General features: G+C 73.0%; 17 protein-coding genes and 1 pseudogene. 12 read left to right on the top strand and 6 right to left on the bottom strand.

All coding sequences use genetic code 11. The features are described 5' to 3' along the window. Positions 1-17: 17 nt before the first annotated feature. The 3 genes and pseudogenes from rsgA to ACGFIE_RS28845 all read left to right on the top strand — a co-directional run bounded on the left by rsgA (position 18) and on the right by ACGFIE_RS28845 (position 2,913). Positions 18-1,028 carry a ribosome small subunit-dependent GTPase A gene (gene rsgA / locus ACGFIE_RS28835; RefSeq protein ID WP_393300457.1) on the top strand — a complete coding sequence of 337 codons (1,011 nt, stop codon included), beginning with the start codon at positions 18-20 and terminating at the stop codon, positions 1,026-1,028. Positions 1,029-1,056: 28 nt separating this feature from the next. Continuing rightward, positions 1,057-1,875 carry a histidinol-phosphatase gene (hisN, locus tag ACGFIE_RS28840; protein WP_393300460.1) on the top strand — a complete coding sequence of 273 codons (819 nt, stop codon included), beginning with the start codon at positions 1,057-1,059 and terminating at the stop codon, positions 1,873-1,875. Positions 1,876-1,934: 59 nt separating this feature from the next. After that, positions 1,935-2,913 (top strand): annotated as a pseudogene (locus tag ACGFIE_RS28845) (hypothetical protein). Here ACGFIE_RS28845 and ACGFIE_RS28850 read toward each other — a convergent pair. Next, positions 2,871-4,070 (bottom strand): glycosyltransferase, encoded by a 1,200-nt coding sequence (locus tag ACGFIE_RS28850; protein WP_393300463.1) that lies wholly within the window; start codon positions 4,068-4,070, stop codon positions 2,871-2,873. The pseudogene ACGFIE_RS28845 and the gene ACGFIE_RS28850 overlap by 43 nt on opposite strands. 229 nt (positions 4,071-4,299) lie before the next feature. On the opposite strand from ACGFIE_RS28850, the gene ACGFIE_RS28855 reads away from it, so the two are divergent. From ACGFIE_RS28855 to ACGFIE_RS28865, 3 genes are all read left to right on the top strand, one after another. Continuing rightward, positions 4,300-5,295, top strand: a complete 996-nt coding sequence (locus tag ACGFIE_RS28855) for an SDR family oxidoreductase (protein WP_393300465.1) — start codon at positions 4,300-4,302, stop codon at positions 5,293-5,295. Then, positions 5,295-6,101 carry an ATP-binding protein gene (locus ACGFIE_RS28860; RefSeq protein WP_393300468.1) on the top strand — a complete coding sequence of 269 codons (807 nt, stop codon included), beginning with the start codon at positions 5,295-5,297 and terminating at the stop codon, positions 6,099-6,101. Before ACGFIE_RS28855 ends, ACGFIE_RS28860 begins: the two co-directional genes overlap by 1 nt. A gap of 88 nt (positions 6,102-6,189) precedes the next feature. Continuing rightward, positions 6,190-6,762, top strand: coding sequence for a DUF5709 domain-containing protein (locus tag ACGFIE_RS28865; RefSeq protein WP_007464755.1), 573 nt, complete (start codon positions 6,190-6,192; stop codon positions 6,760-6,762). Between the two features lie 5 nt (positions 6,763-6,767). Here ACGFIE_RS28865 and ACGFIE_RS28870 read toward each other — a convergent pair whose 3' ends face one another. Both ACGFIE_RS28870 and macS read right to left on the bottom strand, forming a co-directional pair. Beyond that, on the bottom strand, positions 6,768-7,415 hold the full coding sequence (locus ACGFIE_RS28870) for a response regulator (RefSeq protein ID WP_393300531.1): 648 nt from the start codon (positions 7,413-7,415) through the stop codon (positions 6,768-6,770). A 14-nt stretch (positions 7,416-7,429) separates the two neighbouring features. Beyond that, positions 7,430-8,554 (bottom strand): MacS family sensor histidine kinase, encoded by a 1,125-nt coding sequence (macS, locus tag ACGFIE_RS28875; protein ID WP_393300472.1) that lies wholly within the window; start codon positions 8,552-8,554, stop codon positions 7,430-7,432. Between the two features lie 118 nt (positions 8,555-8,672). Here macS and ACGFIE_RS28880 point away from each other — a divergent pair, with 118 nt between their 5' ends. Continuing rightward, positions 8,673-9,128 (top strand): ATP-binding protein, encoded by a 456-nt coding sequence (locus ACGFIE_RS28880; protein ID WP_393300475.1) that lies wholly within the window; start codon positions 8,673-8,675, stop codon positions 9,126-9,128. A gap of 13 nt (positions 9,129-9,141) precedes the next feature. On the opposite strand, the gene ACGFIE_RS28885 is transcribed toward ACGFIE_RS28880, so the two are convergent. Beyond that, entirely contained in the window at positions 9,142-10,080 is a 939-nt protein-coding gene (locus tag ACGFIE_RS28885; RefSeq protein WP_344358057.1) for a ribose-phosphate pyrophosphokinase, read from the bottom strand. A gap of 77 nt (positions 10,081-10,157) precedes the next feature. On the opposite strand from ACGFIE_RS28885, the gene glpK reads away from it, so the two are divergent. The 3 genes from glpK (at position 10,158) to ACGFIE_RS28900 (ending at position 12,633) form a co-directional block, all read left to right on the top strand. Then, positions 10,158-11,642 (top strand): glycerol kinase GlpK, encoded by a 1,485-nt coding sequence (gene glpK, locus ACGFIE_RS28890; protein WP_393300478.1) that lies wholly within the window; start codon positions 10,158-10,160, stop codon positions 11,640-11,642. Positions 11,643-11,689: 47 nt separating this feature from the next. Further along, positions 11,690-12,112 (top strand): DUF3592 domain-containing protein, encoded by a 423-nt coding sequence (locus ACGFIE_RS28895; protein ID WP_393300481.1) that lies wholly within the window; start codon positions 11,690-11,692, stop codon positions 12,110-12,112. 71 nt (positions 12,113-12,183) lie between these two features. Then, positions 12,184-12,633, top strand: a complete 450-nt coding sequence (locus tag ACGFIE_RS28900) for a YbaB/EbfC family nucleoid-associated protein (RefSeq protein ID WP_393300484.1) — start codon at positions 12,184-12,186, stop codon at positions 12,631-12,633. Between the two features lie 24 nt (positions 12,634-12,657). Here ACGFIE_RS28900 and ACGFIE_RS28905 read toward each other — a convergent pair whose 3' ends face one another. Then, complete coding sequence (locus ACGFIE_RS28905; protein WP_363680073.1) at positions 12,658-13,101, bottom strand: hypothetical protein; 444 nt, start codon at positions 13,099-13,101, stop codon at positions 12,658-12,660. A gap of 104 nt (positions 13,102-13,205) precedes the next feature. Between ACGFIE_RS28905 and ACGFIE_RS28910 the strand changes: the two genes are divergently transcribed. Both ACGFIE_RS28910 and ACGFIE_RS28915 read left to right on the top strand, forming a co-directional pair. Further along, positions 13,206-13,499 carry a hypothetical protein gene (locus ACGFIE_RS28910; protein ID WP_363680075.1) on the top strand — a complete coding sequence of 98 codons (294 nt, stop codon included), beginning with the start codon at positions 13,206-13,208 and terminating at the stop codon, positions 13,497-13,499. A gap of 17 nt (positions 13,500-13,516) precedes the next feature. Continuing rightward, positions 13,517-14,413, top strand: coding sequence for a hypothetical protein (locus tag ACGFIE_RS28915; RefSeq protein ID WP_363680077.1), 897 nt, complete (start codon positions 13,517-13,519; stop codon positions 14,411-14,413). Positions 14,414-14,435: 22 nt separating this feature from the next. On the opposite strand, the gene ACGFIE_RS28920 is transcribed toward ACGFIE_RS28915, so the two are convergent. Next, the gene (locus tag ACGFIE_RS28920; protein ID WP_393300488.1) at positions 14,436-15,269 is read right to left on the bottom strand and encodes a phosphoribosylaminoimidazolesuccinocarboxamide synthase; all 834 of its coding nucleotides are present in this window, start codon (positions 15,267-15,269) and stop codon (positions 14,436-14,438) included. Positions 15,270-15,287: the final 18 nt, after the last annotated feature.

The raw sequence follows: 15,287 nt of genomic DNA on the forward strand, positions 1-15,287 counted from the left end.
CCCAGCACAGCGACGCGGTGGACGGCTTCGTCATAGCCGTCGACCGGGGGCGCTACCAGTGCGTGCTGGCCGGCGCCGAACGCGGCGTGGTGGGGGCCGAGCTGCCCACCGTGACCGCGATGCGGGCCCGTGAGCTGGGCCGCAAGTCGGTGGTCGTGGGTGACCGCGTCAGCCTCGTCGGGGACACCTCCGGCGTCCAGGGCGCACTTGCCCGCATCGTCCGGATCGCCGAGCGCCGCTCCGTGCTGCGCCGCACCGCCGACGACGACGAGACCACCGCCGAGGGTCGGCTGGAACGGGTGGTGGTGGCGAACGCCGACCAGTTGGTGATCGTCAGCGCGTTGGCCGACCCACCGCCGCGCACCGGGTTCATCGACCGCTGCCTGGTGGCCGCGTACGACGCCGATGTCGAGCCACTGCTCTGCCTCACGAAGGCCGACCTGGCCGGGCCGGAGGAGGTGCTTGGTTACTACACCGAGCTGGAGCTGCCGTACGTGCTCAACCGCCCCGACTCCGACCTGGGTGCCCTGCGCGCGCTGCTGAGCGGCAAGGTGTCGGTGATGGTCGGGCACTCCGGGGTGGGCAAGTCGACGCTCGTCAACCGCCTCGTTCCGGACGCGCTGCGCGCCGTCGGGGTGGTCAGCGCGATAGGTCGCGGCCGGCACACGTCGACAAGCGCGGTGGCGCTGCGACTGCCGCCGGTGCCCGGGGTCGACACCGATCCGGGCTGGATCATCGACACCCCCGGCATCCGCAGCTTCGGGTTGGCGCACGTCTCCGCCGACAGCCTGCTGCACGGCTTCCCCGACCTGGTGGAGGGCACCGTCGACTGCCCGCCCAACTGCCCACACACGACCGACGAGGCCGACTGTGGGCTGGACGCCTGGGTGGCCGCCGGCAAGGCCGACCCGCGCCGGCTGGCGTCGTACCGCCGGTTGCTCGCCTCGCGGGCCGGCGACGGCGACGCGCGCGGCGACAGCGACCAGCGCGGGCCGGGCGAGGGTGACCGGCGCGGGCCCGACGAGTGACCCGTCGGGCGTCGGCTAGGTTGCCGGCATGACCGGGTACGCCGACGACCTCGCCCTCGCCCACCTGCTCGCCGATCGGGCCGACGCCATCGCCATGGACCGGTTCCGGGCGCTCGACCTGCGGGTGGAGACGAAGCCGGACCTGACGCCGGTCTCCGACGCGGACACCGCCGTGGAGCGGGAGATCCGCGCGCTGCTCGCCGAGCACCGGCCCGCCGACGGGCTGCTCGGCGAGGAGTACGGCGCGCAGCCGTCCGTCGACAGGAACGGCAGGCGGTGGATCGTCGACCCGATCGACGGCACCAAGAACTTCGTCCGTGGCGTGCCGGTGTGGGCCAGCCTGATCGCGCTGTACGACGGCGACCGGCCCGCTGTGGGCGTCGTGTCGGCGCCGGCGCTGGGCCGACGCTGGTGGGCGAGCGCGGGCGCGGGCGCGTACGCCGGGCCGGGTCCCGCCGCGGGCGACCGGATCGGAGTCTCGACGGTGCGCCGGGTCGCCGACGCGAGCGTCTGCTACTCGTCGCTGACCGGCTGGGAGGACGCCGGGCGGCTCCACGCGCTGCTCGACCTGCTGCGTGCCGGTTGGCGCAGCCGGGCGTACGGCGACTTCTACGGCTACATGCTGCTGGCCGAGGGTGCCCTGGACGTGATGGCCGAGCCGGAGTTGTCGCTGTGGGACGTGGCGGCGCTGGTACCGATCGTCACGGAGGCGGGTGGGACGATCACGGATCTGGATGGCCGACCGTCCCCGACCGGCGAGCCGGGCACCGAGAGCAGCGTGGTGGCCACCAACGGTGTGCTGCACGCCGACATCCTCGCCCGGCTGAATCGGCCAGCCGAGCGCTGACCCCCGGCAACCTCTATCCTCGCCAGGTGGTCTCCTCCGGCTGGTGCTTCCTCGCGGCGATGATCGTCGCGTACGGCTTCGCCAACCTGCTCCAGTCGGTGGCCGCGGCCCGCACCACAGTGCACCACTCGTTCGATCCGGGTCTGCTGCTGCGACTGGCCGGGCACCGGTCGTACCTGGTGGGGTTGAGCTGCCAGATCGGCGGTTTCGTGCTCGCCTTCCTGGCCCGGCGGGACCTGCCCCTGTTCCTGGTGCAGGCGAGCGTGGCGGCCGGGCTCGGGGTGACAGCCATCATCGGGGTGCTGGTGCTGAAGTGGCGGTTGCCGATGGCGGAGGTGGCCCTGTTGGCGCTGCTCTTCGCCGGGATCACCGCGCTGGTGCTGGCCGCGCGGCCGGCACCGTCGAAGCAGCTCGGCACCGCCGGCTCGGTGGCCCTGCTGGTGGCGCTCGGGGTGATCGCGGTGCTCGGCGTCTTCGCCGTCCGACTGCACGGAGCGCCCGGGTCGGTGGCCCTGGGTTCGCTGGCCGGGCTGGCGTTCTCCTCGGCCGCGGTCGCGGCCCGGCCGCTGGCGTCCGCGCCGTCGGCCGAGGCGTTCCTCGCCAACCCGCTGTTCTACCTGCTGATCGCCCACTCGATCGTCGGCCAACTGCTGCTCGGCCTGGCCATGCAGCGCGGCTCGACGACCGCCGCGGTGGCCGCCATGGACGCCGCCGGCGCGGTGCCGGCGGCCATCGTCGGCCTGCTGCTGCTCAACGACAAGATCTGGCCGGGTCGGGAGTGGCTGGCCGCCGCCGGTTTCCTGGTCACCCTGGCCGCCGTGATCGGCCTGACCCGCTACGCCCAGCCGCAGCAGCACCGCTCGGTGACGCACCGACGCGACCGGGCCATGGTCGGCGCCGGCCGGCCCGTCTGAGCGGCATGGTCGGCCCCGGCCGGCCGATCCGACCGTAGAGCCCACGCCGCCCGGTAGAGGCGCGGCGTGGGCTTCCTCGACTCAGGCCTCGACGGGCTTGCGGCGACTCACCACCCGCTCGTAGAGGCGTTCCAGCGCCCCGGCGGTCCGTTCCCAGGTGTAGCTGCTGCGGACCCGGTCCACGGCGGCGTGACCGTAGGCGAACCGGCCGGCGTTGTCGGCGAGCAGCCGGCGCAGGGACACCCCGAGCGTCCGCACGTCCCCGGGGGGCACCAGGCGGCCGGTGACCTCGTCGACCACGGCGTCCGCCAGGCCACCCATCGCATAGCCGACCACGGGCACGCCGCAGGCCATCGCCTCCAGCGAGACCCGACCGGCCGACGAGTAGTGCGGGGTGCAGGCCACCACGTCGGCGGACCGGTACCAGGTGGCCATCTGGTCGTGCGGAACCGCCCCGACCAGGCGCACCTGGTCGGCTACCCCGGCCCGCTCGGCCAGCTCGCGGAGGCGACGCGCCTCCGCGTGGTTGGCCAGGTCACCGGCCGGTGGGCCGCCGGCGATCACCAGCTCGGCGTCACCGACCAGTCGCATCGCCCGGATCAGGTCGTCCTGGCCGTGCCCCGGGGACAGGCCGCCGACGGAGAGGATGCGGGCGCGCTGCTCGCGCGGCGCCGCCTCGCCGTCCGGGTGGAACTGCGCGATGTCCACCCCGGCCGGCACCATCGCCACCGAGGTGCGTTGCAGACCCATCCGGGTCAGCTCGTCCACCTCGTCGTTGCACTGGGCGACGGCGATGTCCACCGCCCTGGTCAGCGCCCGCTCCAGCGGGATCCGTTCACCCGGGCCGTCGTACTCGCCGCCCAGGTGGCGCAACTGCTCCACCCCGAGCGAGTGGAAGGTCTGCACGACCGGGATGTCCGTCTCCCGGACGGCGTGCGCGGCGGCCAGGCCGCCGATCCAGTAGTGCCCGTGCACCACCTCGGGACGCCAGGCGCCGCCCCACTCGTCGGTCAGCCACCGCCCGAACTCCGTGACGTGCGGGATCAGCCCGGCGGTGGGCAGGGCGGTCGCCGGGCCGACGGGCACCCGGTGCACCTGGTAGCCGTCGACCTCCGCTGTCGCCGGCAGCCCCGGATCGTCCCGGCGCTCGTAGATGCGGACGTCGTGGCCTCTGCCGGCCAGCTCGGCGGCAACCCGCGCGATGTGTTGTTGGGTGCCGACCGGCGGGCCGTCGGCGTGCCGGTACGAACTGGTGTGCGCGCAGACGAGGCCGACGCGCATGGGTCACCTCCCTGCGATCTTTTCCTCGGCGGTCCCGGTCAGAGCGTCCCATTAACCTGTGGACCCGGAGCCGAAACCTGGCAGATCGGGAACAGTCACCGCAGGTGCCACCGACACTTGCGCCACGGCAATAACAGTGGCCCCGTTCCCGCCGCGCGTCGGGCGCATCGTCGATGATCCACCGGCGGCCGGTGGTATGACCGGGCCCGGCCTGGGGTACCGCACAGGAATGCCGCTGACCCGCACCCTCGACGATTCGACAGTGGTGATCACCGGCGCGTCCAGCGGGATCGGCACGGCCACGGCGTACGCGCTGGCTCGCCGGGGCGCCGCCGTGGTGCTCGCCGCCCGCAGCGAGCCCGCGCTGCGACAGGTCGCGCAGCGCTGCCGGGAACTGGGCGGCCGGGCGTTGGCCGTCCCGACCGACGTGACCGACCTGGAGTCGGTGCAGCGGCTGGCCGACCGCGCGGTGGGCGAATTCGGCCGCATCGACGCCTGGGTCAACAACGCCGCGGTGAGCGCCGTGGGTCTGTTCGACGAGATCCCGGTCGCCGAGTTCCGGCGCGTGCTGGAGGTCAACCTGCTGGGCACCGTGCACGGCATCAAGGCCGCGCTGCCGTACCTCGGCGCGGCCGGCGGCGGCGTGCTCGTCAACAACGCGTCGGTGCTGGCCGAGGTGGCGATGCCGTACCAGTCGGCGTACAACGCCGCCAAGCACGGCATCCGCGGGCTGGCCGACACCGTCCGGCAGGAGCTGCGGGTCACCGGCCGGGGGCAGATCTCGGTCTGCACCGTGCTGCCGGCCACCATCGACACCCCCTTTTTCCGGCACGCGGCCAACCACAGCGGTCGGGAGTTGGTGCCACCCCCGCCGGTCTACCCGCCGGAGGTGGTCGCCGAGACGATCGTGCGGTTGCTGCGCCGGCCGCGCCGCGAGGCGTACGCCGGTGGCGCCGCCCGGTTGGTCGGCCTGCAGTGGCGGCTGGCGCCGGCTCTGGTGGAGCGCACCCTCGGCTGGTACGTCCACCGCACCCAGTTCGGCCCGGGTGCGCGGCTGGACAGCACCGGCAACGTCTTCCACGCCGACGGGCAGGCCGACCGCAGCGGAGGCTGGCACGGTCGGCGGCGTCAGCTGGTGCGGATGACCGCCGCGTTCGGTCTCGCCGCAGCCGGCACCGCCGTCGGCACGATGGCCATGAACCGCCGATCCCGATCGGACCGCTGATGACAGGCATCGACCGACCGGACGCGCCGTTCGTCCGCGTGCCACACCCGAAGGCGACCATCCCGGTGGACGAGCGCTGTCGGGTGGAGGTCGACGAGTCGTCCCCGGTCGTCCGATTGAGCGGCGTGCTCGACGCCGCCGAGGCGGGCCGGATCCACGACGTGTTGCTCGCACGGCTCAGCGACCGAACCGGCCCGGTGGTCGCCGACGTGACCGGGCTGCTGGTCAGCGATCCGGCCGGGCGGAGCGTCTTCGCCGAGGTCCGTCGGGAGGTCGCCGACTGGCCCGCCGCGGACCTGCTGCTCTGCGACCCGGCGGTCTCCGGGTTCGGTCGCCGCGACGCCGTCCTGGCGGGTGTGCCGGCCTGGCCCACCCTGGACGCCGCGCTGGCCGCGGTCGCCGCCGCCCCACTGGCGGCGGTGCTGACCGCCGAGCTGCCGCCGACCGCGGAGTCCGCTCGGCAGGCCCGCGAGCTGGTCGCCACCGGTTGCGCGCGCTGGGGCATGCCGGCCCTGACCGAACCAGCGCAGATCGTGGTCACCGAGATGGTCAACAACGTGGTCATACATGCCCGGACGCCGATGAACGTCCGGTTGGCACCGCAGGGCGACACCCTGCACCTGGCGGTTCGCGACCACTCGTCGCGCCGGCCCACGTTCGCCGGCCTGTCCCCGCCGAACCGTGTGGGTGGCCGGGGCCTGCTGCTGATCGACACCGTGGCCCGCCGGTGGGGCACCAGCATGGTGCCGGACGGCAAGGTCGTCTGGTGCGTGCTGCACCCCGACGACGAGGCGGCGCGCGGCTGACGGACCTCCCGCACCCGGTGTCCGGTTCGGCGCGGCATGACCGGCGGTGCTCCGGTTACGGCGGGAGGGCAGCGGGTAGTGATCAGACATGCGCGACAACGAGTATCCCACCCCCGTGTCCGACACCGAGGCGGAGGGGCTGCCCGACACCGCCGATGACGACTCGACCGCCAACGACGACGTGCTCACCGGGCGCGAAGCGGACGGCCCGGAGCCGGCCCAGCTGCCCGGCGACCGGACGCCGGTGGCGGTGGACCGCTTCGGGACGACCGCCGAGGAGCAACTCGACGGGGAGTCGTTGGACTACAAGCTCGACCGGGAGGTCTACGAGCGGCCGGTGGACGACCCGCTGGCCGGCCCGGTCGACCCGAAGATCGCCTTCGAGGCCGAGAACGAGGCCGCTGCGGCGGAGGCCCAGCTGGACGCCGACGTGATGGACCCGGGGCCGACCTCGGATCCCAACTCGCCGGTCTCCCTCTACGACCACGGCCAGCTCGGCACGGTCGCCGACCACACGGTGGGTCGGCTGGTGGAACCGGACGAGGGGGCGCACACCGACCAGGAGACCGACTCCGTGGCGTACGACGCCGGGTCGGCGGGCGGTGGGGCGACCGCTGAGGAGCTGGCCATCCACGAGACCGAGCCGCCGCGCTCGGTCTGAGCAGGTCAGTCGTCCAGGCCACGCTCGATCGCGTACCGGGTCAACTCGACACGGTTGTGCAGGTGCAGCTTGCCCAGCGTGTTCTGCACGTGGTTCTGCACGGTGCGGTGGGACAGGCCGAGCCGCTGCGCGATCTGCTTGTACGACATCCCCTTGGCCACCAGGCGCAGCACCTCCGTCTCCCGGTCGGTGAGGCGGGGCATTCCCGGCTCCGCGTCCCCGGTCGTGCCCTGCCCCGGCCCGGCGGCCAGCCGCCGGTACTCCCCCAGCACCAACCCCGCCAGGCCTGGCGTGAAGACCGGGTCACCGGCGGCGGTGCGGCGGACCGCGTCGAGGAACGCGGCGGGCGCCGTCGACTTCACCAGGTAGCCGGTGGCGCCCGCCTTGACCGCGTCGAGCACGCTCTGCTCCTCGCCGCTGGCGCTGAGCATCAGCACCCGGACGTCGGGCAGCGCGGCACGCAGGCCGACGACCACCTCGACGCCGGAGATGTCCGGTAGTTGCAGGTCGAGGATGACCACGTCGGGTCGGACGGCGGCGGCGACCCGGATCGCCTGCCGCCCCTCGCCGCTTGTCGCCACCACGAGGAAGCCGGCCTCGGCCAGGTCGCGGGCCACACCCTCGCGCCACATCGGATGGTCGTCGACGACCATCACCCGCACGGCCGTCACCGCGGCGTCCTCGGCACGGTCAGTTCGATCTCGGTGCCGGCGTCGGGGATCGACAGGATCCGGACCGTGCCCCCGAGGTCGGTCACCCGCCCGCGGATCGACCGGGCCACGCCGAGCCGCCCCTGCGCGGCGGCTTCGACCAGCCTGCCGTCCGGGATGCCCGGCCCCTCGTCACGGATCGACACGGTCACGGTCTCCCCCTCATCCTCGATCAACACCCAGGCCCGCCCGCCGGCGTGGCGGCCCACGTTGTCCAGGGCCGCCCCGGCGGCGGCCGCCAACTCGCCGGCCACCTGCCGGGGCAGGGTGACCGGGGTGGCGGGGGCCGAGAGCGACACCGCCGCCGACGCGTACCTGCCGAGCAGGCTGCGCAGGTCCACCGCGTCTGTACCGGCGGCAGCGGCCGGTGCGGTGCCCGCGATCAGGGCCCGCAGGGCGGCCTCCTGCTCACCGGCGAGCCGGGCCAGTTCGCCGGCCTCGCCGGGCAGGTGCGCGCCGCGCCGCTGCACCAGCGCCAGCACCTGGAGCACCGAGTCGTGGATGTCGCGTGCCAGTCGTTCCCGCTCCCGGGTGGCCGCCTCCAGCTCCACCGCGTGTTGCAGGCGTTCCTCGGCGGCCACGGCGAGCCGGGCCACGTGCCCGACCACCACCCCGGCGAGTAGCAGCAGGATCACCCCGGTGAACGAGGACTGGCCGATCGGCTCCCGGGTGGCCAGGTCCGCGCCGGCGACAAGCAGCGCGGCCACCGTGCCCCGCCGCCGGCCGCCGGAGACGGCCCAGGCCAGCACCGGGCCGGCCATCCAGGCGACCCCCAGGGTGGGTACGCCGTGCCCGAGCGCCTCCCGCCCGACCACCCAGGGGGTGGACAGCACGATGGCGATCACCACCCCGAGGTCGGCCAGCAGCAGCGGCCAGCGGCGCCGGGCGGGCCGGGCGTACCCGACGGCCGTCGCCCCGGTCCAGAGGATCATCGTCAGGATCAGGGCGGCGACGGCGAACGGGTGGTCGTACCGGTCGGCGTCGCGCACGGCGAGCGCGCAGACGTACACGAGGGAGGCCACCCGGAACACCGTGAGCGCCCGCCAGAGCGGCACCTCGAAACCACCCGGTGGCGACGGCATGGCGGTCAGGATGCCACAGCCGGGCCGGCCGCGCGGTGCCACGGAGTGCGCCTCGAGGAACCCTGACGTACGGTGGAAAAGCCGCGAAATACTCCGAGATCCGCCGTCGGGACGGGCCATGACGAATGCAGATCCGCACGCACCGCGTACGGTTGTGCCCATCGAAACCTCCCTCCTGATCGCCGAGGCCTTCGAGCAGGCCCAGGTGACCGAGATTCGACACTCGGTCACCTCCTGCGCGCACGCCTCCGGCCTCGACGGCCAACGGCTGGACGATTTCGTGCTGGCGGTCAACGAGCTGATCACCAACGCGGTGCGGCACGGCGGCGGGCGTGGGTGGCTGCGGCTCTGGCGGGAGCCGGGCGCGCTGTTCTGCGAGGTGGCGGACCACGGGCAGGGCATCACCCCGCAGCGGCTGGGCGATCGGACCCGTCCCGCCCCGGACACCGCCGGCGGCTGGGGTCTCTGGCTGGCCCGGGAGCTGACCGACGACATGGAGATCGCCACCAGCGCCGCCGGCACCACCGTCCGAATCGCCGCCACCCTCGCCGCCACCGACCGCACCCAGCGCTGAGACCGGGCCAGGCTCAGCCGAAGAGGGCCGAGACCGACTCCCCGTTGTGGATCCGGCGCATGGCCTCGGCCAGGGCTGGCGCCACCGACAGGACCTCGAGTTTCCCGACCCGCTTCTCGGCCGGGATCGGGACGGTGTTGGTGCAGACGATCTCCAACACGCCGTCCTGGTCGCTGAGCCGCCGCAGCGCGTCGCCGGAGAACAGGCCGTGCGTACAGGCCAGCCGGATCGAGCGCACCTTCAGGCCGCGCAGGTGCTCCATCAGCTCGACCACAGTGCTGCCCTTGGCGATCTCGTCGTCCAGCACTATGACGTCCCGGTCGGTGACCTCGCCGATCACCGCACTGATCTTGACCAGGTCGTCGCTGAACCGCTGCTTCGCACCTGCCGCCACCGGCGTGCCGAGCAGCCGGGCGAAGGCGGCAGCCTCCTTGGCGTTGCCCAGGTCCGGCGAGACCACCACCGTGTCGCTGAGGTCGTAGCGCCGGAAGTGGGTGGCCAACTCGCGCAGCGCGTGCAGATGATCCACGGGGACGCTGAAGAAGCCGTGCACCTGCGGCGAGTGCAGGGTCATCGCGAGCACCCGGTCCGCCCCCGCCGAGGTGAGCAGGTCGGCGACGAGCCGCGCGCCGATCGAGATACGCGGCGCGTCCTTCTTGTCCGAGCGCGCGTACGCGTAGTGCGGCAGCACCACGGTGATCCGACCTGCGGACGCGCCCCGGGCCGCGTCGATCATCAACAAAAGCTCGACGAGGTTCTCCTGCACCGGCGGCACCAGCGGCTGGATCAGGAAGACGTCCCGCTCCCGGCAGTTGGCCTGCAACTGCACTTCCAGACAGTCGTTGGCGAACCGGGAGACCCGCACCGGATGCAGCGGCACCCCCAGGTGGGCGCAGATCTCGGCAGCCAGGTCGGGATGGGCGGTTCCACTGAAAACGGCGATGTCGCGCACGTTCGCACATCGTAGGCGACGCGGAGGCCAACGTGACGTCGGTCGCTCCGCGCCGCCGGTTTGGGTACGGTGCTGCCGTGACCCCCGAGTACGTCGCCGCCATCGACCAGGGCACCACCTCCTCGCGGTGCATCGTCTTCGGCTCCGCCGGGGACATCGTCGCCGCGGCCCAGCGCGAACACCGGCAGATCTTTCCCCGGCCGGGTTGGGTGGAGCACGACGCCGAGGAGATCTGGGAGAACGTCCAGCAGGTGGTCGCCGAGGCGGTGCGGGCCGCCGGCACCGACGCGGCCGGACTGGCCGCCGTCGGCATCACCAACCAGCGGGAGACCACAGTCGTCTGGGACCGGGCCACCGGCCGCCCGGTGGCCAACGCCATCGTCTGGCAGGACACCCGCACCGGGCCGCTGCTGCGCGAGCTGGCCTCGGCGTACGGCGAGGAGCGCCTCCGTGCCCGCACCGGCCTGCCGCTGGCCACCTACTTCGCCGGCCCGAAGGCGCGCTGGCTGCTCGACGAGGTCGACGGTCTGCGCGAGCGCGCCGAACGGGGCGAGGTGCTCTTCGGCACGATGGACAGCTGGCTGATCTGGAAGCTGACCGGCGAGCACGTCACCGACGTGACGAACGCCAGCCGGACCATGCTGATGGACCTCACCACCCTCGACTGGGATCCGGAGCTGCTGGACGCGCTGGGCGTGCCGGCGGCGATGCTGCCGGAGATCCGCTGCTCCGCCGAGGTGTACGGCACGGCCTCCGGCGTGCTCGCGGGAGTGCCGGTGGCCAGCGCGCTCGGCGATCAGCAGGCCGCCCTGTTCGGGCAGACGTGCTTCCAGCCGGGCGAGGCGAAGTGCACCTACGGCACCGGCAGCTTCCTGCTGCTCAACACCGGCGCCAGCCCGGTGCCGTCGGCGCACGGCCTGCTCACCACAGTCGCGTACCAGATCAAGGGCCAACCACCGGCGTACGCCCTGGAGGGCGCCATCGCCGTCACCGGCTCACTGGTGCAGTGGCTGCGCGACAACCTCGGGCTGATCTCCACGGCCCCGGAGGTGGAGGAGCTGGCCCGCACCGTGGAGGACAACGGCGGCTGTTACGTCGTGCCGGCGTTCTCCGGGCTCTTCGCCCCGCACTGGCGCAGCGACGCGCGGGGCGTGATCGCCGGGCTGACCGGCTACATCACCAAGGGGCACCTGGCCCGGGCGGTGCTGGAGGCGTCGGCGTGGCAGACCCGCGAGGTGGTCGACGCGATGAACGCCGACTCCGACGTGGCGCTGCGCCGACTCCGGGTGGACGGCGGGATGACCGCCAACAGCCTGCTCATGCAGTTCCTCGCCGATGTGCTCGACGTGCCGGTGGTCCGCTCCCGGATCACCGAGACCACCTGCCTCGGCGCCGCGTACGCCGCCGGCCTGGCGGTGGGCTTCTGGCCGGACCTCGCCACCCTGCGCGCGCAGTGGCGCTCGGACGCGCAGTGGGAACCGGCCATGGCCTCCGAGCTGCGCGAGCGGGAGCTGCACAACTGGCGCAAGGCCGTACAGCGCACCCTGGACTGGGTGGAGTGAGCCCGCGTCGGTGATCGATCTCCGGCACGACCCGAGAGGATGACGAGATGCCGTACCTGGTTCTGACGATCATGGCGAGCCTCGGTGTGGCAGGCATGGCGTACGCCGTCGGCCGCTTCCTGCGGGACCTCGGCCTGCTGCGCCGGGGTGTCCGGGTGCCGGGCGAGGTGGTGGAGCTGCGACCGGTCACCCTGGGCCAGGGCCCGCGCACGTACTACCCGGTCGTGCGCTACCAGACCGTCGACGGTTCCGTCGTGACCGCGACGCCGGGACGTTTCCGGCAGACCCCCCTGTCGGCGGCGCCCGGGCCGGTCACCGTGGTGTACGAACCCGCCAACCCGACCCGGATCCTCGTCGAGGCAGCCGATACGGGCTCGACCTCCTCAGTGGTCGTTACCTTCGTCTCGCTGCTCGCCGCCAGCGTGGTCCTGCTGGTCGTCGGCATCGTGGTCTTCCTGAGCCTGAGCTGATCCGCCCTCCACAGAGGTTGGCCCCGGTGGGTACCGTCGGCCGCTCAGACGGACGACAGCGGGAGGGCACGATGAGCGGGCCGATCGGGACCACACCAACTCCGGACGCGATGGCGCAACTGGCGGCGCGGATGCGGGAGCAGTTGGGCCGCGGCGAGGAGCTGCGCGGTCGCCTGGCCGGCCTGACCGGCCAGGCGGAGAGCGAGAACGGGTTCGTCCGGGTCACCTGCACCGCCGAGGACCCCGCCCAGGAGCTGCACATCGATCCGCGCGCGCTGCGCATGCCCGCGGCCGACCTGTCGGAACTGGTCGCCGGTCTCCTCCGGGCGGCGCGGGCCGACCTTCAGCGAGCGACCGCCGAGGTGATGCGTGAGCTGGGCGGGCCGGCCGGTCCCTCCGCGCTGCTGCACGACCCGGCAGCGGCGCAGGCCAAGCTGGCGCAGCTCAACGACATGGTCAGCGGGCCGATCCGGGAGAGCACGGAGATGCTGGAACGGCTGCGGCGCCAACTGGGGGTCTGACAGGCGCCGGCTCGGAGCGGGAGGTCAGCGGCCGCGCCGCACCCGCTGCACGCCCGCCCGCAGGAAGACGACGGCGAGCGCCACCGTCACCGCCAGCAGGACTCCGCCCACCATCAGCGGGGCGATGAGCCAGGCCATCAGGCTGATGGTGGCCCGGTCGCCGTTGGCCCAGCCGTCGACCCGGTCCCCGGCGTGCGGGGCACCGCCGCCCACCGGGCCGGTGACCACCCGCCCGTCGGACATGCTCCAGGTGCCCCGGCACCGCTGGGTCGCCTTCGCACCACCGAGGTCGCAGGACTCGACCTGGATGCTGACCCGCTCGGCGCCGATCAGATTGCGCCCGAGGCCGATGGGCAGCACCAGGAGGACCAGGAGCATGAGGATCGGCACCAGAATCCGCTGCCAGCGCGGTCGGCGGGCCATCCGGGTCACGTAGTTGTCGGGGGGCGTCGACGATCCGGCTGGCATGGGTCGCAGGCTACCAGCGACGGGCACTCACACCCATCCATGATCCTGTTAGGCTGTCCGCGCTCCGGCACCATGAACATCGATCACGCACACGGGGAGAGTCGATGATCGAGGTTGACCCGCCGGCGATCCGCGCGCTGGGCGAGACGATCGAACGTCAGGTCGGGCCGCCCCTGGACGCCTGCGCCGAGCTGTTGACGTCCGCCCGCGCCATCGAACACAGCAACTTCACCTCGGTGGTGCCACAACTCGCGGTCGCCTACGTCGGCGCGATCGAGTTCGTCGAGGAACAACTGCGCACCAAACGCGAGCACCTCGCCGAGGTCCGGTCCCGGTTGGGCCGTACGGCGGACAACTGGGAAGCCGCCGAGACCGCCAGCACCATCGTTCCCCGCTGACGACGCCGGAGACCGACATGGCAGACCCTACCTACCCCGCGGCCGCCGCGAAGATCGCGATGGCGGAGATCAGCCTGGCCGCCTCGGTCATCCCCGCCGCCTGGCCGATCGCCCAGATCGTCTACTTCAACCAGTGCGACCCCGAGACGATCATGCGCAAGGGCGGCGACTGGCTGGCCATGTACGACCAGCTCGGCACCGCCCACGGCAACCTCGACGACGCGATCGCGACCCTGACCGCGGCCCAGTGGAGCGGCCAGGACCGCGACGCGTTCGGGGCGCACATCAACGCGTACGGCACCCAGGTCGTCGGCACCCAGGTGCTGACGGTGACCGTGGGCGTCACCATGCTCTGCGTCGGCGGGGTCCTGCTCTGTCTCGTCGTGGCGTACGCGGTGGTGTCCACCATCCTGGCGGTGTTCGCCGGCTTCATCGCGGCGGCCTCGGCGACCGTCGTCGGCGCACCGGCCGCGGCGTCCGCGCTGGCGACTGCGAACTCTTTCGCCGCGTCGGCGCTCACTTTCCTGAAGGGCATCGAGACGATGGCCGAGGCCGTCGCCACCGGCGGAGCGGCGGCCATCGCCGGCGCGGCGGCGTTCGACGTCGGCGCCCACCTGGGCAGCGGCGACGTCGGGGTGCTGAAGGACCTGGTCCAGGCCACCGTCGACGGGCTCGACAACGTGGCCGCCGGGTTCCTGTCCAAGTGGGAGCGCGACTTCGTGGGGTACGGCATCCACAGTGGCGCACGGCATGCGGTCGGCTCGCCGACCGGACCGGGCTACCTGGTCTACGGCGGTGGGACCCAGCTCGCCCCGGCCGGGACGGACGGCGACGGGGACACCGTCTGGGGCACGTCGGGCGTGGTCGACAACCTGTGGGCGCGGCTGTTCGGAGGCGACGCCTGGAACCACTGAGGGGCCTCGGGCGTCGCCTCGCTCACTCCCAGCGGTTGCCGGTGAGCTTCTCGTAGACCTCGACGTAGCGGGCACGGGTCGCCTCGACCACCTCGGCGGGCACGTCCGGTGCCGGAGGCAGCTTGTTCCAGCCGCTGCCGGTGGCCCAGTCCCGCACGTACTGCTTGTCGAAGGAGAACTGCACCCGGCCCGGCTGGTACGACTCGGCCGGCCAGAACCGCGACGAGTCGGAGGTGAGCAGCTCGTCGGCGAGGACCAGGGTGCCGTCCGGCGCCCAACCCAGCTCGATCTTGGTGTCCGCGACGAGGATGCCCCGGTCGGCGGCCAGCTCCGCGCCGCGCCGGTAGACGTCGAGGGTGATCTGCCGCAGCCGCTCGGCGGTCTCCCCGCCCACCTTGTCCACCACGTCGGCGTACGTGATCGGCTCGTCGTGCTCACCCATCGGCGCCTTGCTCGACGGCGTGAAGATTGGCTCGGGCAGGATCGACGCCTCACCGAGCCCTCGGGGCAGTGGCACGCCGGAGACGGCGCCGGTGCGCTCGTACTCCCGCAGGCCGCCGCCGGTGAGGTAACCCCGGGCGACGCACTCGACCGGGATGATGTCCAGCCGCTGACAGCGGATCGCCCGCCCGGCGAACTCGGCCGGCACGTCGGTGGCCGAGATGACGTGGTTCGGTACCAGGTCGGCGAGCTGCTCGAACCACCACAGGGAGAGCGCGGTGAGCAGGCGACCCTTGTCCGGGATCGGCGTCGGCAGCGCCACGTCGTAGATCGAGATGCGGTCCGAGGCGACCAGGATCAGGTCGTCGCCGTCGGCGTAGATGTCCCGAACCTTGCCCGAGTGCAGAAGTTCCACGCGCCCTAGTACATCACG

Source organism: Micromonospora sp. NPDC049275, assembly GCF_043197115.1.
In the GTDB taxonomy this organism is placed as follows: domain Bacteria; phylum Actinomycetota; class Actinomycetes; order Mycobacteriales; family Micromonosporaceae; genus Micromonospora.